22 protein-coding genes and 2 pseudogenes are annotated in these 25429 nt (G+C 60.1%); 7 read left to right on the top strand and 17 right to left on the bottom strand.

Annotated elements, in window-relative coordinates; translation table 11 throughout:
- The 3 genes and pseudogenes from AB9K34_RS14390 to AB9K34_RS14380 form a co-directional block, all read right to left on the bottom strand.
- A pseudogene (locus AB9K34_RS14390) lies at nucleotides 1-120 on the bottom strand (IS6 family transposase); the annotation flags it as partial.
- Nucleotides 121-181: 61 nt separating this feature from the next.
- Complete coding sequence (locus AB9K34_RS14385) at nucleotides 182-1006, bottom strand: M55 family metallopeptidase (protein ID WP_369955121.1); 825 nt, start codon at nucleotides 1004-1006, stop codon at nucleotides 182-184.
- 23 nt (nucleotides 1007-1029) lie between these two features.
- Nucleotides 1030-1941, bottom strand: a complete 912-nt coding sequence (locus tag AB9K34_RS14380; RefSeq protein ID WP_369955120.1) for a LysR substrate-binding domain-containing protein — start codon at nucleotides 1939-1941, stop codon at nucleotides 1030-1032.
- 171 nt (nucleotides 1942-2112) lie between these two features.
- On the opposite strand from AB9K34_RS14380, the gene AB9K34_RS14375 reads away from it, so the two are divergent.
- The 6 genes from AB9K34_RS14375 to AB9K34_RS14350 are packed head-to-tail and all read left to right on the top strand — an operon-like array spanning nucleotide 2113 to nucleotide 9400.
- Entirely contained in the window at nucleotides 2113-3957 is a 1845-nt protein-coding gene (locus AB9K34_RS14375) for a dipeptide ABC transporter ATP-binding protein (protein ID WP_369955119.1), read from the top strand.
- Nucleotides 3958-3991: 34 nt separating this feature from the next.
- Nucleotides 3992-5527 (top strand): glutathione ABC transporter substrate-binding protein, encoded by a 1536-nt coding sequence (locus AB9K34_RS14370; protein WP_369955118.1) that lies wholly within the window; start codon nucleotides 3992-3994, stop codon nucleotides 5525-5527.
- A gap of 56 nt (nucleotides 5528-5583) precedes the next feature.
- Nucleotides 5584-6504, top strand: a complete 921-nt coding sequence (locus tag AB9K34_RS14365) for an ABC transporter permease subunit (RefSeq protein WP_369955117.1) — start codon at nucleotides 5584-5586, stop codon at nucleotides 6502-6504.
- An 8-nt stretch (nucleotides 6505-6512) separates the two neighbouring features.
- Nucleotides 6513-7412 (top strand): ABC transporter permease subunit, encoded by a 900-nt coding sequence (locus AB9K34_RS14360; protein ID WP_369955116.1) that lies wholly within the window; start codon nucleotides 6513-6515, stop codon nucleotides 7410-7412.
- A 6-nt stretch (nucleotides 7413-7418) separates the two neighbouring features.
- Nucleotides 7419-8444 carry a P1 family peptidase gene (locus AB9K34_RS14355; protein ID WP_369955115.1) on the top strand — a complete coding sequence of 342 codons (1026 nt, stop codon included), beginning with the start codon at nucleotides 7419-7421 and terminating at the stop codon, nucleotides 8442-8444.
- Nucleotides 8445-8479: 35 nt separating this feature from the next.
- Nucleotides 8480-9400, top strand: coding sequence for an isoaspartyl peptidase/L-asparaginase family protein (locus AB9K34_RS14350; protein WP_369955114.1), 921 nt, complete (start codon nucleotides 8480-8482; stop codon nucleotides 9398-9400).
- Between the two features lie 501 nt (nucleotides 9401-9901).
- Here AB9K34_RS14350 and AB9K34_RS14345 read toward each other — a convergent pair.
- The 13 genes and pseudogenes from AB9K34_RS14345 to AB9K34_RS14285 all read right to left on the bottom strand — a co-directional run bounded on the left by AB9K34_RS14345 (nucleotide 9902) and on the right by AB9K34_RS14285 (nucleotide 22823).
- Nucleotides 9902-10612, bottom strand: a complete 711-nt coding sequence (locus AB9K34_RS14345) for an IS6 family transposase (protein ID WP_369955113.1) — start codon at nucleotides 10610-10612, stop codon at nucleotides 9902-9904.
- Between the two features lie 196 nt (nucleotides 10613-10808).
- Nucleotides 10809-10925 (bottom strand): annotated as a pseudogene (locus tag AB9K34_RS14340) (AbrB/MazE/SpoVT family DNA-binding domain-containing protein); the annotation flags it as partial.
- 75 nt (nucleotides 10926-11000) lie between these two features.
- Nucleotides 11001-12026: a transketolase family protein gene (locus tag AB9K34_RS14335; RefSeq protein WP_369955112.1), complete on the bottom strand. Its 1026-nt coding sequence runs from the start codon at nucleotides 12024-12026 to the stop codon at nucleotides 11001-11003.
- Nucleotides 12023-12889: a transketolase gene (locus AB9K34_RS14330; RefSeq protein ID WP_369955111.1), complete on the bottom strand. Its 867-nt coding sequence runs from the start codon at nucleotides 12887-12889 to the stop codon at nucleotides 12023-12025. The genes AB9K34_RS14335 and AB9K34_RS14330 overlap by 4 nt, the downstream gene beginning before the upstream one ends.
- The gene (locus AB9K34_RS14325; protein WP_369955110.1) at nucleotides 12886-14151 is read right to left on the bottom strand and encodes an aminotransferase class III-fold pyridoxal phosphate-dependent enzyme; all 1266 of its coding nucleotides are present in this window, start codon (nucleotides 14149-14151) and stop codon (nucleotides 12886-12888) included. Before AB9K34_RS14325 ends, AB9K34_RS14330 begins: the two co-directional genes overlap by 4 nt.
- Entirely contained in the window at nucleotides 14148-15176 is a 1029-nt protein-coding gene (locus tag AB9K34_RS14320) for an ABC transporter ATP-binding protein (RefSeq protein WP_369955109.1), read from the bottom strand. The genes AB9K34_RS14325 and AB9K34_RS14320 overlap by 4 nt, the downstream gene beginning before the upstream one ends.
- Complete coding sequence (locus AB9K34_RS14315; protein ID WP_369955108.1) at nucleotides 15173-16177, bottom strand: ABC transporter ATP-binding protein; 1005 nt, start codon at nucleotides 16175-16177, stop codon at nucleotides 15173-15175. Before AB9K34_RS14315 ends, AB9K34_RS14320 begins: the two co-directional genes overlap by 4 nt.
- Entirely contained in the window at nucleotides 16174-17037 is an 864-nt protein-coding gene (locus tag AB9K34_RS14310) for an ABC transporter permease (RefSeq protein WP_369955107.1), read from the bottom strand. The genes AB9K34_RS14315 and AB9K34_RS14310 overlap by 4 nt, the downstream gene beginning before the upstream one ends.
- The gene (locus AB9K34_RS14305) at nucleotides 17034-18050 is read right to left on the bottom strand and encodes an ABC transporter permease (protein ID WP_369955106.1); all 1017 of its coding nucleotides are present in this window, start codon (nucleotides 18048-18050) and stop codon (nucleotides 17034-17036) included. The genes AB9K34_RS14310 and AB9K34_RS14305 overlap by 4 nt, the downstream gene beginning before the upstream one ends.
- Before the next feature lie 11 nt (nucleotides 18051-18061).
- Complete coding sequence (locus tag AB9K34_RS14300) at nucleotides 18062-19651, bottom strand: ABC transporter substrate-binding protein (protein WP_369955105.1); 1590 nt, start codon at nucleotides 19649-19651, stop codon at nucleotides 18062-18064.
- Between the two features lie 298 nt (nucleotides 19652-19949).
- Entirely contained in the window at nucleotides 19950-20585 is a 636-nt protein-coding gene (locus AB9K34_RS14295) for a TetR/AcrR family transcriptional regulator (protein WP_369955104.1), read from the bottom strand.
- A 76-nt stretch (nucleotides 20586-20661) separates the two neighbouring features.
- Nucleotides 20662-21633 (bottom strand): ParB/RepB/Spo0J family partition protein, encoded by a 972-nt coding sequence (locus AB9K34_RS14290; RefSeq protein ID WP_369955103.1) that lies wholly within the window; start codon nucleotides 21631-21633, stop codon nucleotides 20662-20664.
- Nucleotides 21630-22823, bottom strand: a complete 1194-nt coding sequence (locus AB9K34_RS14285) for an AAA family ATPase (RefSeq protein WP_369955102.1) — start codon at nucleotides 22821-22823, stop codon at nucleotides 21630-21632. The genes AB9K34_RS14290 and AB9K34_RS14285 overlap by 4 nt, the downstream gene beginning before the upstream one ends.
- A 620-nt stretch (nucleotides 22824-23443) precedes the next feature.
- Here AB9K34_RS14285 and AB9K34_RS14280 point away from each other — a divergent pair.
- Nucleotides 23444-24472, top strand: a complete 1029-nt coding sequence (locus AB9K34_RS14280) for a replication initiation protein (protein ID WP_369955101.1) — start codon at nucleotides 23444-23446, stop codon at nucleotides 24470-24472.
- A gap of 230 nt (nucleotides 24473-24702) precedes the next feature.
- Here the strand turns inward: AB9K34_RS14280 and AB9K34_RS14275 are convergent, their stop codons facing one another.
- Entirely contained in the window at nucleotides 24703-25134 is a 432-nt protein-coding gene (locus tag AB9K34_RS14275) for an FCD domain-containing protein (protein ID WP_369955100.1), read from the bottom strand.
- Nucleotides 25135-25429: the final 295 nt, after the last annotated feature.

Below are 25429 nucleotides of genomic sequence, written 5' to 3'. Positions count from 1 at the left end.
CTCGGCGAGAAGATCTTCTACCATCCGAAGGCTCAGAGGAAAGCGGAAATACAGCCAGACTGCATAGGCGATGACATTGGGCGGAAACCGGTGGCGGCGGTAAAGGTCAGGTTTGGTCATGCCCTCAAGTGGCATATCGCGACACCGACGGCATTAAATTTACAGTGCCATCCGGTGTGGTTCACGGTGTCAGGGCCTGAGCCACAAGTGCAAAAACAGAGAGCGAGCCGATCGCCTGTTCGTATGTTGCAGAGGAGAAAGAGACCGAGCGCGCATCAATACGTTCAATGTCTGGCAACAGTGATACCGCGTCTGCATGAACCTGCTTCATGAATTCGACCCTGACCTCCAATGGCGGTTCGCTGGGGAGGCGTGGTTGTTGAGTATGAGCTTGTCGTACCGCATCGCGCACACCTGTTGTAATGAGCTCGCGGGCTTGCGAAGGAGACAGGCTTTCGCTGGCTTGTGCGCCAAGGGCAATTTTCGTCTGTATTCGATGTGCTGCTGGGAACTGTTCGGAAATTTCGGCACATAACCTGTCATCACCACTTGCCGCCAGAAGCGGAACACCGATTTCGGCGGCATAACCGGCGAATATAGTAGGTTCGCCAGCCACGATTCCGTTGATTTCGATGCGCGCGAACGCCAGACCGCTAATTGTATGCGCCAGAATTCCCTTTTCGCCCGCCGCTGCATGATAGCCAATCAGGACGATGCCATCATGATCCTTGCGCACGCCCTGAGCCATTGATAGGCGGCGAGGTTTGCCCGACACTACGCGAGCGCGGGGGTCGAGATCTTCGACAATCATATTTCGCATGGGGCCGTGTGAATCCGCAACGGTAACCTCGGTCGCGCCGGCGTCAAACGCTCCGCGGATCGCGGCGTTGGCTTCCTCGGTCATCAGGCGGCGAGCCGTTTCGTACTCCGGGTTCCCGCGCTGGCCCTGCAAAGGTTCGCAAACCCCGGCCGCGCCTTCGATATCAACGGAGATAAAGATCTTCACGTTCAATCCTCTTCAATGTGTAATTATTGGTTATTGCTGTTCTGGATTGCATCCCAGACCCGCTTGACTGCGGGCCGTTGTGAGCCGCGTGCACGATATAGGCGCACCTCCAGCGGGATCTGCCAATCCTCGTCACCCACGACAACCAGTTCACCACTATTCACCGCCTCTCGCGCGCAGCTCTCGGGAAGGAGCGTCAGTGCACCATAAGAAATCGCCATTCGCTTCAGGACTTCGGAGATCGGACTCTCGCCGAGGCGCTGCATGACAAGTCCATTCTCGGCGTGACGCGCGAACAGGATACGTTCGACTTCGGCAAAATAGCCATCTCGCGAATAGCCCATATACGGAAAAACACCGCCTCGGTTTCCGGCGCGTGTCGGGTCGTGCAGAGGTTCTCCGTTTCGGGCCGAAGCCGACACCAGCACCATTGGCTCGCAGGTCAGCACATGAGTCATGAACTTGGACGCCTCCACAAAGAGCGGCACCTGCGAATGACTGTATTGCAGGACGAGGTCGATCTCACCTTCGGCCAGGTTTTGCGCCATGTCGTGGAAATTTTGCGTAAAGATATGCGTCGTAAGATGCCCTGTTTGCGGTTCCAGCCGGCGCAGCCAATTCGGAATGAAGTTCAGGTTCAGCGTCGTGGCTGCCGCAATCCGCAGATCGGGTCGATGCACGATCTGGGTCTCCTGCAGCTGTGTGCGGTTTGCATAAAGCGTGGCGAGAATCGATTCTGCGCTATCGCGAAAAACGCGGCCCTCGGCAGTCAATGTGACGGGGTATGACCGCCTGTCAAACAGTGACACCCCGAGCCAAGTCTCCAACGCGCGTATTCGCCGGCTGAACGCAGGTTGCGTAATATTACGATCCGACGATGCCTGAGAGAAGTTTCTCGTCTGGGCCAGCGTCAGGAAATCTTCCAGCCATTTCATGTCCATATCTCTAGATTTGATGCTCGGACGGCAAACGGCAACACAATAATTATGCTTTCTTTGCATAACCCATGCCAAATTTGCCTTAGAAAATCCGCCATTGTTTCGGTTTGATGACAAAAATCCCGGGCGGTGCGCCCGGTAGGGCGGCGTACCAGCCGGGGAGACGCAATGAACACAGGCAAGCTATTGGAAGTCGAAGGGCTGAACGTGGAATTCGGCCAGGGCGACAACAGGACGCGTGCGGTGAAGGATCTGTCCCTGCACGTCGACCCCGGTGAGACCGTCGCTATCGTCGGAGAATCCGGATCCGGAAAATCCGTTACTTCCCTGGCGGTGATGAGACTCGTCGAATTTGGCGGAGGCCGGATTGAGAGTGGCAGGATCTCATTTCGCAAGCGCGACGGACGGGAAATCGATGTCGTTGGGCTGGACGCCGAGGAAGCGCGCAAGATGCGCGGTGACGATATTGCGATGATATTCCAGGAACCGATGACCTCGCTCAATCCGGTATTCACTATCGGGGACCAGATCATCGAAGCAGTTGTGGCTCACCAGAATACATCTCGCAACAACGCTGCCAAGATCGCACTTGAGACTCTGGAAAAGGTCCGTATTCCCGACGCGCGCCAGGTGATGAAGCGCCACCCTCATCAACTCTCCGGAGGAATGCGCCAGCGTGTCATGATCGCCATGGCGCTCTCATGCAAGCCACAGCTTCTGATCGCGGACGAACCGACCACGGCGCTCGACGTCACGATCCAGGCCCAGATCCTGCGCCTGATCCGTGATCTGCAGGATGAAGAAGGCATGGCGGTTTTGTTCATCACCCACGACATGGGCGTGGTAGCCGAGGTCGCGGATCGCGTCGTCGTCATGTATCGCGGCGAGAAGGTCGAGGAAGGCGCGGTCGAGGAAATCTTTGCCGCACCTCAACATTCCTACACACAAGCACTTCTCAAGGCTGTGCCCCGTCTCGGCGCTATGAAGGGGATTGAGACACCCCTTCCATTTGAAATGCCCGGATCTGTTGAAGAATCGCCGCGTCCAGTGTCGGCCCGCGCCATCAACTATGACGCCGACCCTCTCTTGTCGGTGCGCGGGCTGACGACGAGATTTGACATTACTGGTGGTCTGTTGGGGCGGGTACAGAAACGCGTTCATGCAGTGGAGCATCTGGACCTCGACATCTGGCCGGGTGAAACACTTGGACTTGTTGGGGAATCCGGATGCGGGAAATCCACGACGGGCCGATCTATCCTGAAATTGGTCGAGTCGGAATCCGAACGACTACGTTTTAACGGCGAAGACCTGACGAGCCTTTCTAGGTCCGAACTGCAGAAGCTACGCCGTGAGGTGCAGTTCGTGTTCCAAGACCCTTATGCGTCACTGAATCCCCGTCTGACAGTAGGCTACTCTATCGCCGAGCCAATCCTGCTGCACGGGCTGGACAACAAGAAGAATGCCTTTGACAAGGCGGTATGGCTTCTCGAACAAGTAGGCCTGAGCGCCGATCATGCGCACCGCTATCCCCACGCTTTTTCGGGTGGCCAACGACAACGTATCGCCATCGCGCGCGCGCTTGCCACCGATCCAAAGTTGATCATCGCGGACGAGGCTGTTTCGGCGTTGGACGTATCGGTGCAGGCCCAGGTAATAAACCTGCTGATGGATCTTCAGGATCGCTTCGGTCTGGCCTACTTGTTCATTAGCCACGACATGGCCGTAGTTGAACGGATCAGCCACCGGGTTGCGGTAATGTATCTGGGTCAGATCGTCGAAATCGGGACGCGTCAAGATATCTTCGAGGATCCACGTCACTCCTACACGCGCCGCCTGATGGCAGCAGCGCCAGTGCCCGATCCCGAAATGCGCCACCGCAAGCGTCCACTGATCACTGGCGAAGTACCCAGCCCGGTACGTCCGATCGGTCAGCCCCCCGCGCTCAATGAAATGAAGGAGATTGCTCTGGGTCATTTCGTGGCCAAGGCGCGCGACGCGGAAGTGGCAATCTAATCCGACGATTTCCAACCAAAGGGAGAAAGAAATAATGAGCTTTTTCAGAAGGATGACAGGGGCGGCGGCACTGGCAGCCGGAACACTTCTTGCCGCGCCGGCGATCGCCCAGGATGTGGCCATTGGGATGAATCAGATCTTTCAGCGCATGGATCCACACAACACCAATTACAATGTGGATTATTCTGCGGTGAACGGAGTTCTTGAGCGCCTGATCGGTTTCGATCAGAATATGAAATTGGTGCCGCAACTTGCAACCGCCTGGGAAGGTAGCGACGACGCGAAGACCTTTACCTTCACGCTGCGCGAAGGCGTGAAGTTCCATGACGGTACTGATTTCAACGCAGCAGCGGTCAAGGCCAATTTCGACCGGCTCGCGGACCAATCACAGAACTTGGCCAAGAATAGTCTGTTCAAGGTTGTGGATCGGGTCGAAACGGAGGGTGACTATACGGTTGTATTGCACCTGAAAGAGCCGTTCGGAGCGATGATCAATACCGTCGCGCACCCGTCTGTGGTCATTCACAGCCCCAAGGCGTTGGAAGAGTTTGGCAAGGATGTCGAAAAAAATCCAATCGGTACCGGCCCTTTCAAGTTCAAGGAGTGGATCCCCGGTGAACGGCTGGTCGTGGAGCGGTTCGACGACTACTGGGATGCAGAATATCCCAAGGTGGACAGCGTAACCTTCTATCCGGTCACAGAAAGCGCAACCCGCGTTTCGATGCTATTGTCGGATGAGGTTCAATTTGTGCACATACTGCCCGCCGAACTCTCGGAGCGGGTGGCAGAGAAGGACGGATACGAGGTTCTGGAAGTTCCCGGTATCACGGTCTGGACCGCGTCCATGAACATGCTCAAGGAACACTTCAAGGACGTGCGCGTGCGTCGAGCCTTCAATCTCGCCATTAACCAGGAAGCGTTCGTACAGGTCGTGTATTCAGGACATGGCGTTGTTCCGGATTCTCCGATCGCACCCGACACCAGGTTCCATGAAACGCAGGAGCCAGCCTTGTCCAACGACCTCGAAGAGGCCCGCCGTCTCATGAAAGAGGCCGGTTACGAGGATGGGTTTGATATACAGATCTGGGGAACCAACAGCTCGACCGGGGTGCGCGTACTGCAATTCCTCAAGCAGCAGCTTTCCCAGATCAATGTGAACGCGACGATCGTACCGATGGAAGGCGCAACGCGATCGGAAAAGGTGTTTTCCTCCATGGATCCAGACACTTCGGAATTCGACATGCTGATCGGAGGCTGGTCGCCGTCGACCGGGGATGCCGACTGGCACCTGCGCCCGGTCTACGCGACCGAAGGTTGGATCCCCAAGATCTACAACATGGCGTTCTATTCAAACGAAGTCGTGGACCAAGCAATCGAGGACGCCTTGAATACTGCCGATCCGGAAAAGCGTCGTGAGGCATATGCCGTCGCGCAAAAACAGATTTGGGAAGACGCCCCGGTCGTCTGGTTGGCGATCGAAAACAAGATGGCTGGTCGCAAAGAGGGTCTGACCGGTGTGTTCCAGATGCCCGACGGCACAATGCAATACAAGCACGCAGCCTTTGAATAGGCGATGGGAACCCCGGCCCGGCGCAATCGCGCCGGGCCGCCAGAGGATGAGAGCCGATGTTGAATTATTTCCTGCGCCGCTTGGCCGCACTGATCCCGGTGTTGCTGCTGATTTCGGTCTTCGTATTTATGTTCATACATCTGCTGCCCGGAGATCCTGCCCGGCTTCTTGCTGGTGAGACAGCTACGCAAGAAGAAGTGGAAGCCATCCGCAGAGCACTGAACCTTGATCGTCCGCTCATATCCCAGTATTTCGACTTCTTGCGCAATATCGTGACGCTTGATCTCGGCACATCGCTACGCACGGGGGAACCGGTCGCGCAAATGATCGGTCGGGCCTTCATGCCGACCTTCTGGCTGTCGCTCTGCGCCCTTGCGTGGTCGGTTCTGTTCGGACTTGTCGCGGGTGTGGTTTCGGCGGTACGCCGCGGCAGTGCGGGGGATCACGCCGGGATGTTTCTCGCCGTATCAGGCATTTCAATGCCAAATTTCTGGCTCGGTTTGCTGTTGATGCAATTCTTTTCAGTCAACCTGGGCTGGCTCGGAACCAGTGGATTCGACAGCCCCTCCGATCTGATCCTGCCGTCGCTGACTCTGGGAACCGGGGTGGCTGCTGTTATGGCGCGCTTCACTCGATCCGCGGTGATCGATGTCGCACGCGAGGATTTCATCCGCACCGCCCGCGCGAAGGGATTGCGTGAACGTGTTGTGATCTGGAAACACGCCCTACGCAATGCCCTGATCCCCGTTGTTACAATGGCAGGTCTTCAGTTCGGCTTCCTGCTTGGTGGTTCTATCGTCGTCGAAAAAGTGTTTCGGTGGCCAGGTCTGGGCTCGCTGCTGCTGGATGCGATCAACTTCCGCGACTACGCAGTCGTGCAAGCGGAGATCATGCTGTTTTCGCTGCAATTCCTCCTTATCAATCTCGTGGTTGATCTGCTCTATGCGTTCATCAACCCTGCAATCCGCTACAAATAGGCTCTGACATGGCCCAAACCATTGAGAACGATCCCGCAGTGGCACGTGTTGAGGAAACCGCACGCTCCCCGTTCAGTGAGTTTCGCCGTCGGTTCATTCGTCGTCGTGCTGCTCTGATCGCAGCAATGTTTCTCGCGCTGATGTTGACAGCGGCTCTGATGGCACCGTGGCTGCTGCCCTATGGCCCGGATGATTTCGACTACATGAATACACTGGTAGAACCGTCGCCGCAGCACTGGGCCGGGACAGACGAGTTTGGCCGCGACATCTTCGCACGCATTCTGAATGGCGCGAAGCTGTCAATGTATATAGGTTTTGTCTCGGTCACCATCGGTGCGGTGCTGGGTATCCTCGCAGGGCTCTTCGGAGGATACTATGGTGGCTGGCTGGATTCAGTAATCATGCGGATCGCGGATGTCCTCTTTGCCTTTCCGGGAATACTTCTGGCCATTGGAATTGTGGCGATATTGGGTGCCGGACTTACCAATGTGATCATCGCCGTGGCGGTATTCAGTGTTCCGGCATTTGCGCGCATCGTCCGGTCAGGCACGCTATCTCTCAAGGAGTCCACCTATGTCGAGGCGGCGCGCGCTGCTGGCGCATCCGATTTCATAATCATGTTTCGCCATATACTGCCTGGCGCTCTGGGAGCGGTGATCGTCTATTTCACCATGCGGATCGGCACATCGATCCTGACCGCAACGAGCCTTTCCTTCATCGGTCTCGGCGTGGAACCTTCGGTGGCCGAGTGGGGGGCAATGCTCGCTACAGGTCGCGAATACATGCTGGCAGGTGAATGGCACCTGACTTTCTTTCCCGGACTCGCGATTTTTCTGACGGTACTTGCCTTCAATATTCTCGGGGACGGGCTGCGCGATGCGCTGGATCCCAAACTCGACGAAAGCTAGAATATCATGACTGCATTCGAAGTCCTGTTGCAGTCCGGAGGTTTTCACTCCGGCGCCTCCAACACCATTTGTGACGTCATGGGCGTGAGAGTCGGGCATCAGAACTTGCGCGGTAATGGACGATGCACCGGCGTGACCGCAGTCTTGCCACATGGCGGCGATCTCTACCGTACGCCAGTGCGGGCGGGTTGCGCCGTACTCAACGGATTCGGAAAATCCGCGGGGCTTGTCCAGGTCGAGGAACTCGGCGAGATCGAAACGCCTGTTCTGCTGACCAACACCTTTGGTGTAGGCACATGCTCTAACGCGCTGATCCGGAGGGCCATCGCACAAAATAGCGCAATCGGGCGCGGGCAGGCGACCGTCAATCCTCTGGTGCTGGAATGCAATGACGGCAAGGTGAACGACATCCAGCAACTTGCGGTGTCGGAGACGGATGCTGAAGCTGCCATTGCCGCCGCTGACAATATGTTCGAGCAGGGTACGATCGGTGCGGGCAGTGGAATGAAGACCTTTGGATTTGCCGGGGGGATCGGCAGCGCTTCGCGTCTGATCCAAGTCGGGGCTACGGAATACACGCTCGGATCGCTGGTTCTGTCGAACTTCGGCGAGGCAGGCGAACTGCGTGTTTACGGCGACCGAGTCCCGACACCCGACGCGCTCCCGGAACCTGACACCGGTTCGATCATCATCCTGCTGGCGACCGACGCGCCGATGGAATCGCGGCAACTCACCCGTCTGGCCCGGCGCAGCGCAGCAGCGCTTGGAAGGCTCGGAAGCTACCTTGGCCATCAGAGCGGAGATATCGCACTGGCATTTTCGACCGCCAACCAAATAGAGCGCGGCTCGCTCGAAATTCATCCGGTTCAATCGATTTGTGAGAGCCGCATGAACACTTTTTTCAAGGCGGGTGTCGAGTCTGTCGAGGCCGCGATCCTCGGCGCGCTATGGTACGGCACGTCCCATGAGGCTTATGACGGAACCCGTCTGCCAACCTTTCGCGATGCATATCAAATGCAAACCCAGAATTGAAAATCGGCGACCATGGCCAAACGAAGGACAGGTTTATGAGCTTTTCTCTTGCCATCCACGGCGGAGCCGGGACCATTCTCAAATCCCGCATGACGCGCGAGCGCGAAGCCGCAGTTCATACAGGTCTCGCCCGTGCCTTGCACGCTGGAGAAGAAATATTGCGTGATGGCGGTTCGGCGCTCGACGCGACTGTCGCAGCGGTTTGCGCGCTTGAGGACGACCCGCTGTTCAATGCGGGGCGAGGTGCTGTATTCAACTCGGATGGAAAGCAGGAGATGGATGCGGCGGTGATGGAAGGCAAAACGCGCAAAGCCGGCGCGATTGCCGGAGTTTTCGGACCGCGCAACCCGGTTAAGCTCGCCCGCGCTGTGATGCAGAGAACAGACCACGTCATGCTGATCGGTCCTGAGGCGCTGAAGATCGCTCGCAAAGAAGGTTTGGCATTCGAGGACAAACAGTATTTCTTTACTCAAGCGCGATGGGATGCGCTGCAAGAGACGATCAAGCTACGCAAAGAGGGTAGCGTTTCTGACGATCCGGCCCGTCGTCACGGCACGGTAGGCGCGGTGGCGCGCGACCTCCGCGGCACGCTGGCGGCAGCGACATCAACCGGAGGGATGACTGCCAAGTTACCCGGACGGGTGGGTGATACGCCCATGATCGGCGCGGGTACGTTTGCCGATAACGAAACCTGTGCTGTGTCCTGCACCGGCCACGGCGAAGTTTTCATCCGCTGGAATGCCGCTGCAGAAATTGCTGCGCGTATGCGACATAGGGGCGAAACACTCAGGCAGGCAGCGGACCATGTCGTACATGAAATTCTTGCGCCCAACGACGGTTCGGGCGGCTTGGTCGCAATCGACAGGGATGGAAAGATCGCGATGCCATTCAATTCTGAAGGAATGTACCGCGGTCTGGTAGACCCGGAAACAGGCGCCAAGACGTTTATTTTCTGACTGGACGTGTCTCGCGAAAGTGCGGGGTTCCGTGCGATTTCATGGGGCCTTTTTCCCGAAGGACACGGAACTCTACTCAACTTCGCTCTCATTGTCGATAGGAGTTGTCACGGCACTGTAAAGTTAACTGTCCGCGCTCGCAACTGGGCGCTGATCGCAATATTCACAGGACTCCGCAGTGTGTCATATCGCGCCATGCATTCATGGCGGCGGAGCGGAGTTCACGAAATTCTGCGGATGTCATCTCGTGGCGGGGCAGGTGAAACAGGTTTGCAACCGGGTCGTGTATGGAAATGAAGCGCTGCTCTGAACCGCCCCGATTTTTCCGGAGGCTGATTACTCCGTTTCACGCGACTTTAGCGAACTCATTGCACTGTCTGTTGATTTCTGCTGAGAAGTGACCCGGTATTTTCACCGAGATTTGCCCCACCCTTGTTTATGTCTTAGCAGGGGATTGCCAACTTGTTTTCGCTTGATTGAGATGAGTGGGAACCTTGCCGGTCAAGCGGCCATTTCGGCTGCATAGTCTTCCCAGAGGCCGAAGGCGGCGGCTCTGGCGTGGCGGTATGAGATTGCGGCAAGGCGGTAGCGGTGGGGTCTGAAAATCGTATTGATCTGGTCATGGGCGGACAGGAAACGCTGCGCCTGCCTTGGCGACTTGAACCGGCCCATGAGCTTCTCTCGCTTCCGCGTCGGTCGGTGCGAGCCCCCGATCCTGTTATTGATGCCTTTGTGGGCGCGGTGGTCGGCGTCCGGGGCCAGCTGACCGATCGGTTTGATATAGCTGCGCAACTTGTCCGTGATGATAACGCGGGGCTGGCCAAAACGGGCGATCAACTGCGTCAGAAACCGCTTGGCCGCTTTGGCGTTTCGCCTTGGCTGCACCAGAATGTCGAGCACATCCCCGCTCCCATCCACGGCCCGCCACAACCACATCTTCACGCCATTGATCGGCACGACGACTTCATCGAGGTGCCACTTATCTGCCCCAGCGGGCCGGTCGCGCTTGATGCAATGTGCGAAATGCCGACCAAACCGGTTCACCCATTTGCGAACGGCTTCCCGGCGGACGATTACGCCCCGTTCGGCGAGCAGATCCTCTACATCCGCCGTACTCAGTGCGAACCGATGATATGCCCAAACGGCGTAGGCGACGACTTCGCGGGGGAACCGGTAACCTTTCAGGCGCGGCATCTCAGCTGGTATCTTCATGACGACCGCTTAAACTCCACCGCAGGCCACGACAAGTTGGCAATGCCATTGAGCCCTCTGTGTGCCTGCGGCGCGTATGGCGTTGCGCACGGCGTGGCCCTTGTAGCTGCCGGGATTGTCCATCGCCTCGACATCGCCGGGGGCGATGTGTCGGAACCGGCACCCGTTCGACATAGGCGCGGAACGCCTCACCGTTGACCGCCCCCTCGCCCTTCACAAGGTCGATCTGGTCACCCTCCTTCAGGCCCAGTTCGCGCACAAGCTCGACAGGCAGCCGGACGGCAAGGGAATTTCCTCATTTGGCAACTTGCATCTGGACCTCTCCCGGCATGGATATACGCCCGAATATGTATATCCATCACGACCAGATGACAAGTCCCGAATCCGGTCAGCTCAGCTCCAGCAACTCTCCCGCGACCGCGGCCACGCCTTCGGCGTCCAGCCGGTAATGGGCATAAAGTGCTGCGGGTGGGCCGACCTCGACGAACCTGTCCGGCACACCGTGCTTGCGGAATTTGATGCGCGGCATATCGACAAGGCAATCCGCCACGGCTGATCCCAGCCCCCCCGTAACATTGTGTTCCTCGACCGTTAGGATGCTCCCGGTTTCCACCGCTGCGCGGACTTCATCCACATCGATGGCGTCGATGGTGAACATGTCGACCACCCGGACGGAAACGCCCTTTTCCTCAAGCTTCGCGGCGGCATCGAGCGAAGCGCGCACCTGGCTGCCGCAGGTGATGATCGTCAGGTCGGTCCCTTCACGCAAACGGATCGCGCGGCCAAATTCGATCTCTGGAACCTCGTCGTAAACCACCGGGTCGCGCCCCCGACCAAGCCGGATGTACATCGCCTGCGGATGCTCGACCGACGCGCGCAGTATCGCGCGAAGGTGGTTGGCATCGGTGGCGCAGACAACCTTCAGGTCCGCCACGCAGCGCAGCATGGCAAGGTCTTCGAGCGCATGATGCGAACTGCCGTAGAACCCCATCGACATGCCCGAATGGCTACCGACGACACGCACCTTCATTCTGGGATAGGCACAATCCGTGCGGATCGCCTCCGCTCCGAGGATCGCCGAGAAACTCGCGAAGGTAGCAACATAGGGGATAAGCCCGGTCGATGCCATGCCCGCGGCGGCAGTAATCATGTTCTTCTCGGCGATGGAGAAATTCACGAAACGATCGGGATGCCTGTCACGGAAATCGTTGGTGCGGTTGGCCGAAGCGAGATCGGCAGTCGCAACAACGATGCGCGGATCGTGCTCCGCCAGATCGGCCAGCTCCTCGCCGAGAACGAAGGCGGGCATCCCAGATTTCGGCGTGCCCCGCACGGATCGCTTGTCGCGCAACCGCGTCGTGCCTGTCGTCGTGCCGCGAAAGATCTCGCTTTCGTCCTGCATGTCCTTAGTCATTTTATATCCTCCGCCACGAAGGGTCTCAGCCCCGCGTCAAGCTCAGACATGACGGCGTCGTAATCCTCGCCCACCAGATTGCCGACGTGCCAGTCCAGCGACATTTCCATCCGTTCCACTCCGCGTCCCTTGACCGTGTCAGCAACGATGACCTGCGGCTTGCCCTGCCCGCCCCGACCCAGCCGGTCAAAGGCCGCGCGGATGGCACCGAAATCATGCCCGTCGATGCGCTGCGTGTCCCAGCCGAAGGCGGCAAAGCGGTCCTCCAGCGGCTCGACGCTCATCACATCCTCGGTGTGACCGTCGATGGACAACCCGTTGCGGTCCACGATGGCCACGAGATTCTGCAGCTTGAAGTGGCCGGCGGCATTGGCGGCCTCCCAGATCTGGCCCTCGCTCAGCTCTCCGTCACCCAGCAGCACGTAGGTCATGTAGTCGCGCATGCTCATCCGCGCGGCCAGCGCCAGCCCCAGCCCGACGGACAGCCCGTGCCCCAGCGACCCGGACGAGAAATCGAGTCCCTTCACCTTCTTCATGTCCGGATGATCGCCATAAGGTGACCCCAGACGCGTGTAGGTATCCAGCTCGGACGGGTCGAAGAACCCAAGGTCGGCCAGCACTGGGTAAAGGCCGATCGCCGCGTGCCCCTTGGACATCACGAACCTGTCGCGGTCTGGCCAGCCGGGCTGCGACGGCTCGATCGACATCTGGTCGTAGTAGAGCGCCGCCAGCAGTTCGGCACAGGAAAAGGTCGATGAATAATGTCCGGCCCCGGCGATGCGGGACAGGCGCACGGTCTCCTTGCGGATGAATTTCGCGCGGTCCTCCAGAACCGACAGGCTGACGTTGCCGCGTTTGGTCATTGGGCCTCCCCCCTCGTGGTGCGCTGCTGCGACAGGGCGGCAAAGGCCCCTTCGGTCGCTTCCAGCGCGCGGTCGATTTCGGCATCCGTATGGGCCGTGCTCAGAAACATGTTGTGCTTGTGGTGCAGGTAGACGCCGCGCCGCAGTGCCTCCCCGCAAAAGGTGTTGCCCAAAGTGGCGGCCTGGTCGTCGCCCTCGAACTGGACCAGCGGCATGACGGGCGGCCCGGATTGACGCAGGCAGAACCCGTGGCGCGTGGCCTGTTCATCCAGTCCGTCGCGCAGCCGCTGCCCGGCCCGGTTCATCACGGCCGGTCCGTCGACGCGCGCCAGCTCGTCCAGTGTGGCGACAGCCGCCGCCATCGCGGGCCCGCCGTACCAGAACGACCCGGTGACAAAGACCTTGTTTGCCGCCTCGCGGAAACGATCGTTGCCGGTGATCGCCGACAGCGCGTGGCCATTGGCAATGGCCTTGGAAAAGGCACTGAAATCGGGCCGGACTCCAAGATCCTCTAGAGCGCCGCCAAGATTGATGCGGAACCCGGTGCGCACGTCATCCACGACCATTGCCGCATCCGCCTTGTCACAGGCTTGTCGAACCGCCTCGGCGAAGGCGCGTGTCGGCAACTCCTGCGGCACGCCCAGATCGTGGCGAAAGCCGGAGACGACGATGGCCGCCAGATCGTCGCCCGCCTCTGCAACCGCGGCCCCGAGGCTTTCGACGTCGTTATAATCGAAATGCATCAGATGCGCGCGGTCCTCGGCGGTGATCCCGGCAAGCGAGGGCGAACACCAGGGCACCGCCCCGTGATAGGCGCCCTTCGCGATCAGGATCTTGCGCCGCCCGGTCCCGGCGCGCGCCATCGTCACGCATGACGTCATAGCGTCGGACCCGTTTTTCTGGAACAGCGCCCAGTCGGCATGGGCGACCGTCTCGACCAGCCGTTCGGCCAGGATCACTGCATGTTCCGTCGGCCCGTCAAGGCATATGCCCTGCGCGGATACGCGGACGACCGCCTCTTCCACCGCCGGATGCCGGTGACCCAGGATGATCGGCCCCCAGGCGCACATGAAATCGATGTATTCGCGCCCGTCCACGTCGATCACCCGCGCGCCCCGCCCGCTGGCAAAGAACTGCGGATAGCCGTCTGGCAGCGCCTCGGCACGCTGATGCCCCCACATGCCACCGGGGATGACGCGAGACGCGCGATCCCGCAGGGCGCGGTCGCGCGATGTATTGCTCTGGACGAAGGCCGAATTCATGCGCCTGCTCCTTGTCGCTGGGAATGTTCGGGGAATCTGGCCGACGGCGGTCCGGGAAAATGGCAGGCAACCGACTGCCCCTTGCCTTTGTCCTCCAGATCCGGGTCCGCGCCGGCGCAAAGCGGCTGGGCACGCGGGCAACGGGTGCGGAACCGGCAACCCGAGGGCGGTTTCAGCGGGCTTGGTAGATCGCCCTGCAACACTGTGCGCTTGCGCGCGCGTTCGCGGATCGGATCGGCCAGCGGGATCGCCGACAGCAGCGCCTGCGTGTAAGGGTGCTGCGGGTTTGCGAACAGTTCATCCGCCGGACCGACCTCGACGATCCGGCCCAGATACATCACGCCGATCCGGTGTGAGATGTAGCGCACCACACCAAGATCATGCGCGATGAACACGAAGGACACGTTCAGCCGCTTCTGCAGGTCGCGCAACAGGTTGAGAACACCCGCCTGGATCGACACGTCCAGCGCCGAAACAGGCTCGTCCAGAACAACCACCTTTGGGTTCACCGAAATGGAGCGGGCAATGCCGATGCGCTGACGCTGCCCACCCGAAAGCTCGTGCGGATAGCGATCCGCCACATCCTGCGGCAATTGCACAAGCTGGATCAACTCGCGGATTTTCTCCGCCTCCTCCCTGCTGCCAAGCCGCAAGAGTCGTATCCCTTCGGAAAGGATGCGCCTGATCGTCATGCTTGGGTGCAATGATGCCATCGGGTCCTGAAAGACGATCTGAAGATCGCGGCGCACGGGGCGCATGTCGGCCTGGGACAGGTGCGTGATGTCGCGACCCGCCAGCACAACCCGCCCGCCAGAGGGTTCTAGCAGGCGCAGGATGCAGCGGCCCAGCGTGGATTTGCCACAGCCGCTTTCTCCGACGATGCCGAATGTCTCGGCCTCACCGACGGTAAAGCTCACGCCAGACACCGCCCGCAGCATCTGCGCGGGACGCGTGCCCAGCAGGTTGGACCCCACCGGGAAATTCTTGGACAGGTTCGTCACTTCAAGCACCGGACCTCGCGTCATGCCAGCACCCCCCGTGGCGCTCCTGCGTGGGCTGCAAGTTCCTCCGCCCGCAGGCAGGCCGCGCGCGTCGCGCCGGCGGAGCGCAGGTCGGGATCGGTTTCGCGGCAGGCGTCCTCGGCCATCGCGCAGCGCGGCGCGAAGCTGCACCCCGGCGGTCGTCGAAAGATCGACGGCGGCGTGCCGTCGATCGGTGTCAGTTCCTCGTCGATCCGGTCCAGCTTGGGCATCGCCGCAATCAGGCCGCGCGTATAGGGATGGGCGCTGCGATAGAAAATGTCCTCGGCGGTGCCGGTCTCGACCACGCGGCCGCCGTACATCACCGCAATATCCCGCGCCATCCCCGCTACCACGCCTAGATCATGGGTGATCAGCACGATGCCGATGCCGCGTTCCTGCGCGAGCATACGAAGAAGGTCGAGGATCTGCGCCTGCACCGTCACATCCAGTGCTGTGGTCGGTTCGTCCGCGATCAGCAGGGCGGGATCATTGGCCAGCGCCATGGCGATCATCGCGCGCTGCCGCATCCCGCCGGAGAATTCATGCGGATATTGCTGCGCCCGTCGCTCGGGTTCCGGTATCGCGACCGAGGCCAGCAACTCGATGGTGCGGGCCCGGGCCGCGCGGCGACTGATCTTCCGGTCGTGCAGGCGAATAGCCTCGACAATCTGCGCCCCGATGGTCAACACCGGGTTGAACGCGCTCAGCGGGTCCTGGAACACGCAGCCGATCTCGCGGCCCCTGATACGGCGGATGTCCTGCGCACCCATCCCGATCAGTTCGCGCCCCTTGATCCGGGCCGAACCGGATACCCTCGCTTGTTTCGGCAACAGTTGCATTAGCGCCATCATCGCCACCGACTTGCCCGAGCCGCTTTCGCCCACGATGCCCAGCACCTCGCCAGCCTCCAGCGTGAAATCCACGCCGCGCACTGCCTCCACCGGGCCGTCGGGGCCGGGAAAGGCAGCGCGCAGGCCTGTGATCTCGAGCAGGGGCGCGCTCATGCCGCCGCTCTCTTGTCGAGAATGTCGCGCAGCCCGTCGCCCAGAAAAGACGTGGCTAGAACCACCGACAGGATCGCCATGCCGGGACCGGCGGCGATCCACCAGCTGTAGAACTTGGCCGCCCCCTCGGAAATCATGCTGCCCCATTCCGGGCTTGGTGGCACGGCGCCCAGACCGATGAAGCTGAGCGACGCAGCCAGCAGCGCGACCTGCCCGAAATCCATCGTCGCGTTGATCAGCGTGGGCGTCCAGCACAGCGGCAGGATATGTATCACCAGCACACGCCCCCTGCCCGCCCCGCCCGCGACGGCGGCCTCGACATGTTCGCGGGTGCGGACCTCAAGCACCTGCGCGCGCATCAGCCGCGCGTAGATCGGCCACCAGACGATGATCATCGCCAGCCCGGCGTTCGGCAACCCCGGCCCCAGCGTCGCCGCAACCGTCATGGCCAGCAGGATCGGCGGAAATGATAGAGTGACATCCGCCGCGCGCATGATCACCGCGTCGAACCAGCCGCCATAGAACCCGGCCACCGCACCCAACGCCGAACCGATGATGACCGACGCCACCACCACCATGACCGCAACCGGGATGGTGTAGACCGCGCCATGCAGCGTCCTTGAAAGCACGTCCCTTCCCAACGCATCGGTCCCGAACCAATGGTCCGCGCCCGGGGGCTGCAACCGCCGCCCGACCATCATCAGCGGGTCGGCGATGGGCCAGAACTGGATCGTCAGAACGGTGATCGCCCAGAACAGCAGGATGCAAATGCCAATCTGCGCAGTCAGCGGCAACCGTCGCAGCGCGAGACGCAACCGCCCCGCACCCCCCCTGAGCCGCATCTGATCCACCGCACTCATCCCGACACCTTGATGCGCGGGTTGGCCCAAGCATAAGCAATGTCGGTGACGAGATTGGCCAGCAGGAACGCGGTCGCCCCCACGATTGTCACCCCGCCGATCGCCGGGTAATCCAGCGACCGCGCCGCCGCGACCGCATAGGACCCGATCCCGGGCCAGCTAAAGATCGCCTCGGTCAGTACCGCGCCGGTGATGAGATAGGCAAAGGTGAAGCCCAGCACCGTCAGCACCGGGATCAGCGCATTGCGCAGCGCGTGGTTCATCAGCACCACCCGTTCGGAAGCTCCCTTGGCGCGTGCGGTGCGCACGTAATCCTGCCCCAGCGCCTCCAGCAGCGAGGACCGCACCAGCCGCGCGACGATGCCGACGACCGACCAGCCCAGCACCAGCGCGGGCAGCGCCAGATGGCTCAACGCCTGTACGAACAGTGCCCAATCCCCGGCCAGCAGCGCGTCGATGCTGTAGAAACCGGTAACTGTTTCAGGCGGCGGTGTCCGTGCGTCCAGCCGCCCGGTACCGGGCGTCCATTTCAGCTGAACGGAGAAAACGTAAAGCATGATCAGCCCCGACCAGAAGATCGGAAGCGACGACCCCAGCAGCGCGAACCCACGCGCCGCATTGTCAAAGACCGTATGCCGAAATTGCGCCGACAGCAGCCCGATCGCCAGACCGAAGATCGTGCCGACGATCATCGCGGCAAAGACCAGTTCCAGTGTGGCGGGCAACCTGTCGGCGATATCGCGCGCCACCGGGCGTCGCGTGTTGAACGAGGTGCCCATGTCGCCCTGCACCAGGTTCTTCATGTAGATCGCGTAGCGAACTGGCAGCGGTTGATCAAGACCCCACTGGGCCTCGACCGCTGCTACTATCTCGGGGTTGTTCATCATCCGCTCGGGCACCAGGGCGGAGAGTGGATCGCCCTTGGTGCTTTGCGACAGGATGAACGCCACGCTGGCCACGCCCAACAGCAGAAAGGGCACACCCAGAATCCGGCGAAGGATATAGCGTAGCATCCCCCCGGCCCTTACTTACGCGAGATTTCAGCGATGGGCAGGTTGCAGCAAGCGCTATAGCGCACACCGTCGATGTCGCTGCGATAGGCCAGAACCAGGTTCGGGCTGACCACCGGGATGATGACGTTGTCAGCCATCATCGACTTGGCCAGTTCTTCGTACTTGGCATTGGCATCTTCACCCGACGCCGCCAGCGCCTGGGCATAAAGATCGCCCTGCGCGGGGTTCAGCACGGTTTCGGGCGAATTGTACCCGGCGCGCTGCACCCAGGTCGATCCTTCGGTCATCCCGAAATACGCGGCATACTGCCCCGAACCATAATAGTCCGGCGCGTAATAGACCGCCGTGAGGTCTGCACGGCCATTGGCCATGTCCTCGCGCCAGACCGGATAGGTTACGGGTTTGAGCGCCACATTCACACCGACCTGAGCAAAGTCCTGCTGGAGCTTTTGCATCATGACGTTCAGATCGACGCCATAGACGTTATCGTTGGGATAGACTGCTTCCATCGCGAAACCGTCCTCGATCCCGGCCTCTGCCAGCATTGACCTGGCCTTTTCCACGTCCTGACTGCGCGGCGACAGGTTCGCCGTACCGGGAAACCCGTTGGGAATGGGGGCCGCGATCTTGTTACCGTTTCCGCCGACGGTGAATTCGATCATCCCGTCGTAATCCACCGCATAGGTCAGCGCCTCGCGGACCTGCGGCGTCAGCTTGTCCTTCATCGCCTCAGACCCGGGCATGAAGGCGAAGTAGATGAAGTTGAACGACGGCACGACCTCGGTCACCACGTCTGGATTGTCGAGCGACTGCGCCGTGTCGGCGTCAAGCTGCATGGCGATATCCACCGACCCGGTTTCCAGCGCCTGCGCCTGGCTGACGGAATCCTGGATTTGCGTGAACACCACCTCGCTGAAGGCCGGCGCATCCGCGTAATAGGCATCGTTGCGCGAAAGGCGTAGTTCGTCTTCGGGCGCGTAGTTTGTCAGCACGAAGGGTCCGCTGCCGACCGAGTTCTCGAGGAACCAGCCCTCTGCTCCGTCGGCGGTGTCCGCAGTTTCGTCGCCCACGGCCCCGCCGGCCATCGCGGCCTCGGAATTCAGGATGCCGGTGTAGGGAGCAGAAACCTTGTAGAGAAATTCCGAATTTGGCGCGTCGACCGTGATCTTGACGGTCTTTGCATCCACCGCTTCGATGCTCTGCGTGCCTTCCATCAGAAAAGACGGCGACCCCTTGAGGTTGCGCAACCGCTCGAAGGACCAGACCACATCCTGAGCCTCGACCGGGCTTCCGTCCGAAAATACGGCGTCGGGATTGAGGCTAAAGGTGAACTCGGTGAAGTTTTCGTTGTTTTCCCAGCTCAGCGCCAGTTTCGGCACCAGCGTCTGGTTGTCCTCACCCAGCGTCAGAAGCGGCTCGTAAACCGCTGTAAGGTAAATCTGGCAGGTGTCGCAAAACGCGCGCGCCGGATCGAGCGAATTGACGTCCATCGACCGCCCGATGACAAGCGTGTCCTGCGCGACGAGAGGCGTGGCGCCAAGCAACGCGCCGACTGCGGTGGCGATCAGGCCCGTCCTTTTTTGCAGATAGGTCTTCGTCATGGTCGAAATCCTTTCCCTGATGGTAGTTTCGCCGGTTCAGGGGTTCGCTGACCGGCCCCAGCATGCGCCTTGTCTGTTCTTATTGGCGCCGCCAGGTTCAGATTAGCGACAGGAAATTCGACCGCATAGTGGGTATTCGTGGCCAGTCGCTAAGCCCTTTCCTTCTGGACTGGTGCCGCGAGTTGGTCATAATTCTTCATATTTTCTGAGGCTTTTGAGTGGCGGTGTGGTTATCGAATGCTCGCAAGCGCGCCTTCAGAACCACGAGTTAGTGATAATTTATTCTGCTAATACGCCCTCACGTCAGACGAGGCAGAATCTCCGGCAGATAGCACCGCAGATAGGCGATCGAAGCGCGGGTGCTTTCTTCGAGATAGGCTTCGGTCAGTCGGCGGTGCTGCGACCATGAAATCGCCCAGACCCCGTCCATGACCCCGATAGACACGGCCAGCCGCGCTTCGAGGTCCGCAATGCCGCGGCAATCGAACCAATGGCGGAACTCCCGCGCCCGCAACTGCGCCAGCGCGGCGTTTCCCTCCAGATCGAGCGTGCGCACCTCCGCGCTCACCCCCGCCCCCATGAACAACCGCAGGGCGGAAGGATGGGCATTCAGGAATTCCACCCCGGCTCTTTGCCGCCGGATGACGATGTCCTGCCAAGTGTCCGGCGGCGGATCGAGCGGTTCGCGCGCCATCTCGGCAAGCTGCTCATGATGGCGCATCGCAAGCGCGACGAGGATCGCATCCTTGTTTGGAAAGAAGTGGTAGATCGACGGCAGCGGCACGTCCGCCTCCTGCGCCAGCAGCGCGAGGCTGATATCGCTGTCTGGCCGCTTCGTCAGCAGGGCCTCGGTTGCGTCGAGCAGGTGATGGAACCGGGCGATCCCCCGTTTCCTTTGCGGTTGGCGTACGCGGTCGCGCTGATTTCCACTCATGGGCTGCCCCCTGCCCTACCCACTCTTTCTAAACCGTTGACCTATCATGATTTTTCCAGATATTGCCAATTGGCAATCAACCCTTCGCCGCCTCGTGCGCTTTCATGAACGCCTCGAGCGCCATGCGCAGCGATTTGCCACCAAGCTCCTTGTCGAATTCCAGCTGAATGCGCCGCCCCTTCCGCCGCACCTGCACCCCTCCTTCTTCCGGGTGCCTGCGATAGACCTCGTCAGCCGCCTTCCGTTCCTTGCGCGGCAGCGCCGCCGCGCGCAGGCGTGCCATGACCTTGGCGGCAGGCAACGTGCCCTCCGCCGCCGCGATGGCATCGGCCTCCGCCAACATCGCCTGACGACCGGCATCCGTGGCCATCAGGGGTTTCAGCTGGCGGGCATGCAATTCCCTGATTTCGCGGATGCTGCCAAAGGCGCGCACGATCCGGTCGTCCAGCCGCGCCAGCTGCAGATACCGCGACAGCCAGCCCGCTGATACCTGCAGGCGCTCGGCCATCACATTCTGCTTGCCGCCGTAATAGGCCTCCACGGCCTTGGCATAATCGCGCGCGCGTTCAAGGTCCGAAATATCCTCGCGGTCGCGGTTCTCGATATCAGCAAGGCGGAACGCCTCTTCGTCGGTCAACTCACGCTCTTCGATCAGGTATTCGAACTTGGGATAGTTGTTGGCCCGCAACCAGGAAATTGCGAAGTGCCGACGCGCGCCGCAGATTACCTCGAACTCTGCCCCCTGCCCGTCCGGTCGGCGCCGGACGATGGCCGGAAATTCCTGCTGCCCCTGGCTGAGGATCCCGTCGATCAGGTCGCGGCAATTTTCCTCGGTCAGTAGGTCGTAGGCGCGGTTGTGACCTTCCCACATAACGCAGCGCACAGGATCGACCAGCCGCAACACCTTTTCCTGTCGCTGGCCGGTCGCCTGATCGGCCAGCGTGTTTGACCGCTTCAGAAACCGCGCGCCTGACCTGTCGCGAACCGGCGTAGCGTCTCCAAGGTCTTTCAGAACGTCGTCGAAAACTGCATCGTGTCGCTTGCTCACAGAATGCCTTCCTTCCTCAGCACCGCGTGATGGCTGGGCCATGTCTTGCGGATCAGGGTTTCAACTTCACGGCCCACCGCGTCCAGGTAGACTCGGCAGCGCTTGTGCGTCTCGGTTCGGGTGGCGGGTCCGGTCATTTCGTACACGGTCATCAGATTGGCTGTCGCGTTGTCGATTTCGGCACTGTCCTTCAATACAGCCTGCAGGACGTCCTGCGGAAACACCGCCTCCATCACCCGCTTGATCGCTTGGTGCGCGCTTTTCTGATCGTTCATCTTGGTCGCAAGAATCTTGACGAAATGATAGCCACGCGCACCCCCGTGTTCGGAAAGCTCGTTCAGCGTGGCGCCCATCATCTTCAGAAAGTGCGCGGTAGAGCCGAAATCGATGTTGTTCGGCGGCGCCGGGATCAGCAGTGCATTCGCCGCGCGCAACACCGAAAGAGAGATCATCCCGAGCGCCGGAGGCGGGTCCAGCAGGATGACATCGAACTGGTCGGAAATCGTCTCTATCCCATCGCGCAGACGGTCGAGCACGAAATTCTGTTCGCGCACCATGCGGGCGGCGAATTCGTACTCGGCATCGTATAACCCGAGGTTCGCGGGGATCATCGCGATCCCCGGCCAATAGGTCGCACGCAGAGCGTAGTGCAAAGTGGTGGGCCCGCCGTGGCGGAAGAAGGGATAGAGCGTATCCTCGTCCTCATCCACATCGACGTCCGGGTTCAGACCGAAGATCGAGGTCGTGGAGCCTTGGCTGTCGCAGTCGATCACGCATACGCGGTAGCCGCGCAAAGCGAGGAACTGCGCAAGATGAACGACAACGGTGGATTTGCCAACGCCACCCTTGAAGTTCTGTACGGCCAGCACTGTCGCCGGATCACCAGGTGCGCGGTGGGGCAGGGTTCCGAACACCTCGCGCATCCGGTTTACCTCCTCGAGGTTATAACCCGTCCGCCGACCCGTATCGGGGTCTTTTTCTGGGGTCGGCAGCCGGCCGTCCGCCTCGGCGTCTCGAATAGCCTTTTCCGTCCGACCGGTCATTTCGGCGGCTGTGCGTACATTGAACCTGACGCCGAGGCTTTTCTGCGCACCGGGTGAAAATACCCGTTCACGCAGCCGCTGGATCACGGTATCGGCTCGGCGGGCGAGGTTGTTGATCTCGTCTAGCGAGACAGGGAAATCCTGCATAGTACGTGCGCTGCTCTAGGTTATAGTTGGCGTCAGAATGCACGTTTGGGTCAATCCGCTCAAGTGCGAATATTTCAGCATGTTTGCTCCAAAACCGAACCTTGCGCTGTTGTGCTTCAATCACCGGAAGTGATTGGTGTTGGCATTGAAGTTCGGAGATTGAGCTCGATTACTACGCTATCCGCGCCCCAAAGGTAAGGTTTTGTGTGGGACGGTCGGATTGAAGATAAATCTCAAACCAAAAAATGAAAAAACAAAAAGGTTCTTGATTCAAGATTTCATTTGTTCAGGGGGCCTGCCAGCCTTGGAAAACAGGGCAGTTCGGTTAGTTTAGACTACATATCGGGATGGTTCGGCGTACTTTCCGGGATAGTTCGCGCTACGGATGGGGATGGCTGACGCTACATTTTGCATGCCTAAAACTTACGTTTCGGGTGAGAGGGCAGGGGGCGAATCGGGGGCGACAAAAACACTTGATTTGCAGGGGTCTGCGAATCAGAAGCCGTTAACGACTACTGCGTTGCGCTTACATTCTGGGTGGCTTCCGCTCTCGCCCGATATTGTCAAATTACTTTCCTGCGGATACAAATGTAAGAAAAAGAGGTATGGAATCGCGCAGAATGTCCAAGCCAACCAAACCTTACCGCACCGTTGACGCCCGGCCAAGCCGCGAATCGCTGGTCAAGCCCGGCGAGCTGGTGGATCTGATCGAAGTCACCCCGCTGACGCTCACGGATCGGCGCATCTACAACCAGTTGCTGGAGAACGCCTGGGAGGCGATCGACAAGCCGGTGCTGCATGTCATCGCCAAGTCTGAACTGCGCGGTTCGCACAATTCCAACGACCGGGTGGGTGAAAGCATCGAACGCCTGATGTCCGCCATCGTCAAGGTGGAGGCCGTCTGGGAAGGCAAGGCTGCTATCGAGCGGGTACAGCTGCTGGGCGGCAACCTCGAGATGGCCCGGTCGGACGGGTTGTTGGAATACGAGATACCGCCGCGGCTGCGCAAGATCATCTCGAACTCGACCATCTTTGCACGCCTGCAGCGCGAGGTAATGTTTGCGCTTAGCTCCAAATATGCCCTGACGCTGTACGAGATGGTGCAAAAGCGGGGCAAACTGCGTTGGCGATCGTCAGAGAAATTCTCTCTCGAGGCGCTGCGCGGGGTGCTTGGGGTGCCCAAGGGCAAGCTGACGTCATGGTCCAACATGCGAATGCGCGCGATCGATCCAGCGGTTGCGGAGGTTTCGGCGCTGTCCGACTACATGGTCGAAGTGTTGCCGATCAAGACCGGGCGCAGCGTGACGCATGTCGAGCTGCGCTGGTGGCGTAAGGATGGCGAGGCAACGGGCAAGGCCGAGCGCGCGTTGCAGTTCGCATCGCCCGGTCGTCGTGCCCGTGCGGAGGGCAGGGCAGAGGAGGTTGCGCCATCACCCCGGCTGAGGCCGCGTCCGGGGTGGTTGGATCGGCAGGGGGCATCGCTCAAGACCCAGACGTACGAGACCGCCAAGCTGCGGTTCCCCGGCTATGACATCTATTTTGTCGAAGGGGAGTGGCGCAGCTGGGCGCAGGACAAGGGGCCGTCTGGAGACCCCGACCGCGCCTTTCTCGCATTTTTCCGCAAATACGCTGAAGCGAACCCTGTCTGATCGGCAACTTACGGCATTTATTGAAGAAATCGGAATATTGCCAACTGGCAATCCGAAAAGGGCAGGGGCCGGTTCACCATAGCTCGGTACGATAGTTCTCAGCCAGTACGCCGTCGATTTTTTCGGCCGGACGGGATAGCGATTGTGCGCAGTTCTTCTTCGAAGCTGATGAATTCCAACTTCTGATCCTCTTTTGTTGTATTCTCGTGGCAGCGGATCGCTGCATTTTTTCATTCGGTATTGTCGTGTCTGAACGTCGCTACGGCCTGAAGGTGGCGCTTCAATAGCGCTGCTGCCCATTGCAGATCGCCTGATTCAGCGGCATCGAGAATATCCATGTGCTCCTGACGGGACTGGCGCACGCGCGCGAACGGAAGCGTTTGGAATGTCGCGGCTTCACCCACCCGGCTAAGGCTGTTCTGCTGATGAATAAGCTGAACGGCGAACTGGTTGCGAGAGAACCCGACCAGGCTTTCGTGGGACTCGGCGTTCGCGCGGAACCACACGTTTCCGTAGAAGCTACCCGCGACGATTTTCTCGTGGGCACATCCCATCATCGCGGCCTCTTCTGCGTCGAAGGTAAAACGCGGCAACAGCAGCGATGCGCATTCCACCAACTGGCGGAGCTCGTAGCTTTCCGCCTCGGTTTCGTCGTTTAGCATGTCGGCGAACCGCCAGTTATGCCCCGTTGTCGCCGTGCAAGACTTTCTGCGAATAACCGCATCAACAGCTTTCGAACCGTCCCGCGCGAAATATCGTAGAGAGGCATCAGTTCGGTCTCTGAAATCTCCTGCTCCAGTTGTCCCGTGACACGATTGCGCGTGATGCGCCTGTACAGCGCCTCGAGCGGCGAGTTGGGCACGATGTCGATCTGCCGAAATTTCTGAGACTGCGCTCCATTTCTTTTCAAGAGGTTGCCCGTGTCGCATTTCTGAAACCGATTCAGTGTGTGTGATA

This window comes from Sedimentitalea sp. XS_ASV28, assembly GCF_041224545.1.
Taxonomy (GTDB): Bacteria; Pseudomonadota; Alphaproteobacteria; order Rhodobacterales; family Rhodobacteraceae; genus Sedimentitalea.
The sequence above is the reverse complement of the archived record's forward strand: the minus strand, read 5'-3'. Positions and strand labels throughout refer to the sequence as shown.

What these genes read in the sequence shown, in the direction of transcription:
- AB9K34_RS14380 (WP_369955120.1), bottom strand. Translation starts at nt 1,941, where the DNA reads ATGAAATGGCTGGAAGATTTCCTGACGCTGGCCCAGACGAGAAACTTC.
- AB9K34_RS14375 (WP_369955119.1), top strand. Translation starts at nt 2,113, where the DNA reads ATGAACACAGGCAAGCTATTGGAAGTCGAAGGGCTGAACGTGGAATTC.
- AB9K34_RS14370 (WP_369955118.1), top strand. Translation starts at nt 3,992, where the DNA reads ATGAGCTTTTTCAGAAGGATGACAGGGGCGGCGGCACTGGCAGCCGGA.
- AB9K34_RS14365 (WP_369955117.1), top strand. Translation starts at nt 5,584, where the DNA reads ATGTTGAATTATTTCCTGCGCCGCTTGGCCGCACTGATCCCGGTGTTG.
- AB9K34_RS14360 (WP_369955116.1), top strand. Translation starts at nt 6,513, where the DNA reads ATGGCCCAAACCATTGAGAACGATCCCGCAGTGGCACGTGTTGAGGAA.
- AB9K34_RS14355 (WP_369955115.1), top strand. Translation starts at nt 7,419, where the DNA reads ATGACTGCATTCGAAGTCCTGTTGCAGTCCGGAGGTTTTCACTCCGGC.
- AB9K34_RS14350 (WP_369955114.1), top strand. Translation starts at nt 8,480, where the DNA reads ATGAGCTTTTCTCTTGCCATCCACGGCGGAGCCGGGACCATTCTCAAA.
- AB9K34_RS14345 (WP_369955113.1), bottom strand. Translation starts at nt 10,612, where the DNA reads ATGAAGATACCAGCTGAGATGCCGCGCCTGAAAGGTTACCGGTTCCCC.
- AB9K34_RS14335 (WP_369955112.1), bottom strand. Translation starts at nt 12,026, where the DNA reads ATGACTAAGGACATGCAGGACGAAAGCGAGATCTTTCGCGGCACGACG.
- AB9K34_RS14330 (WP_369955111.1), bottom strand. Translation starts at nt 12,889, where the DNA reads ATGACCAAACGCGGCAACGTCAGCCTGTCGGTTCTGGAGGACCGCGCG.
- AB9K34_RS14325 (WP_369955110.1), bottom strand. Translation starts at nt 14,151, where the DNA reads ATGAATTCGGCCTTCGTCCAGAGCAATACATCGCGCGACCGCGCCCTG.
- AB9K34_RS14320 (WP_369955109.1), bottom strand. Translation starts at nt 15,176, where the DNA reads ATGACGCGAGGTCCGGTGCTTGAAGTGACGAACCTGTCCAAGAATTTC.
- AB9K34_RS14315 (WP_369955108.1), bottom strand. Translation starts at nt 16,177, where the DNA reads ATGAGCGCGCCCCTGCTCGAGATCACAGGCCTGCGCGCTGCCTTTCCC.
- AB9K34_RS14310 (WP_369955107.1), bottom strand. Translation starts at nt 17,037, where the DNA reads ATGAGTGCGGTGGATCAGATGCGGCTCAGGGGGGGTGCGGGGCGGTTG.
- AB9K34_RS14305 (WP_369955106.1), bottom strand. Translation starts at nt 18,050, where the DNA reads ATGCTACGCTATATCCTTCGCCGGATTCTGGGTGTGCCCTTTCTGCTG.
- AB9K34_RS14300 (WP_369955105.1), bottom strand. Translation starts at nt 19,651, where the DNA reads ATGACGAAGACCTATCTGCAAAAAAGGACGGGCCTGATCGCCACCGCA.
- AB9K34_RS14295 (WP_369955104.1), bottom strand. Translation starts at nt 20,585, where the DNA reads ATGAGTGGAAATCAGCGCGACCGCGTACGCCAACCGCAAAGGAAACGG.
- AB9K34_RS14285 (WP_369955102.1), bottom strand. Translation starts at nt 22,823, where the DNA reads ATGCAGGATTTCCCTGTCTCGCTAGACGAGATCAACAACCTCGCCCGC.
- AB9K34_RS14280 (WP_369955101.1), top strand. Translation starts at nt 23,444, where the DNA reads ATGTCCAAGCCAACCAAACCTTACCGCACCGTTGACGCCCGGCCAAGC.
- AB9K34_RS14275 (WP_369955100.1), bottom strand. Translation starts at nt 25,134, where the DNA reads ATGCTAAACGACGAAACCGAGGCGGAAAGCTACGAGCTCCGCCAGTTG.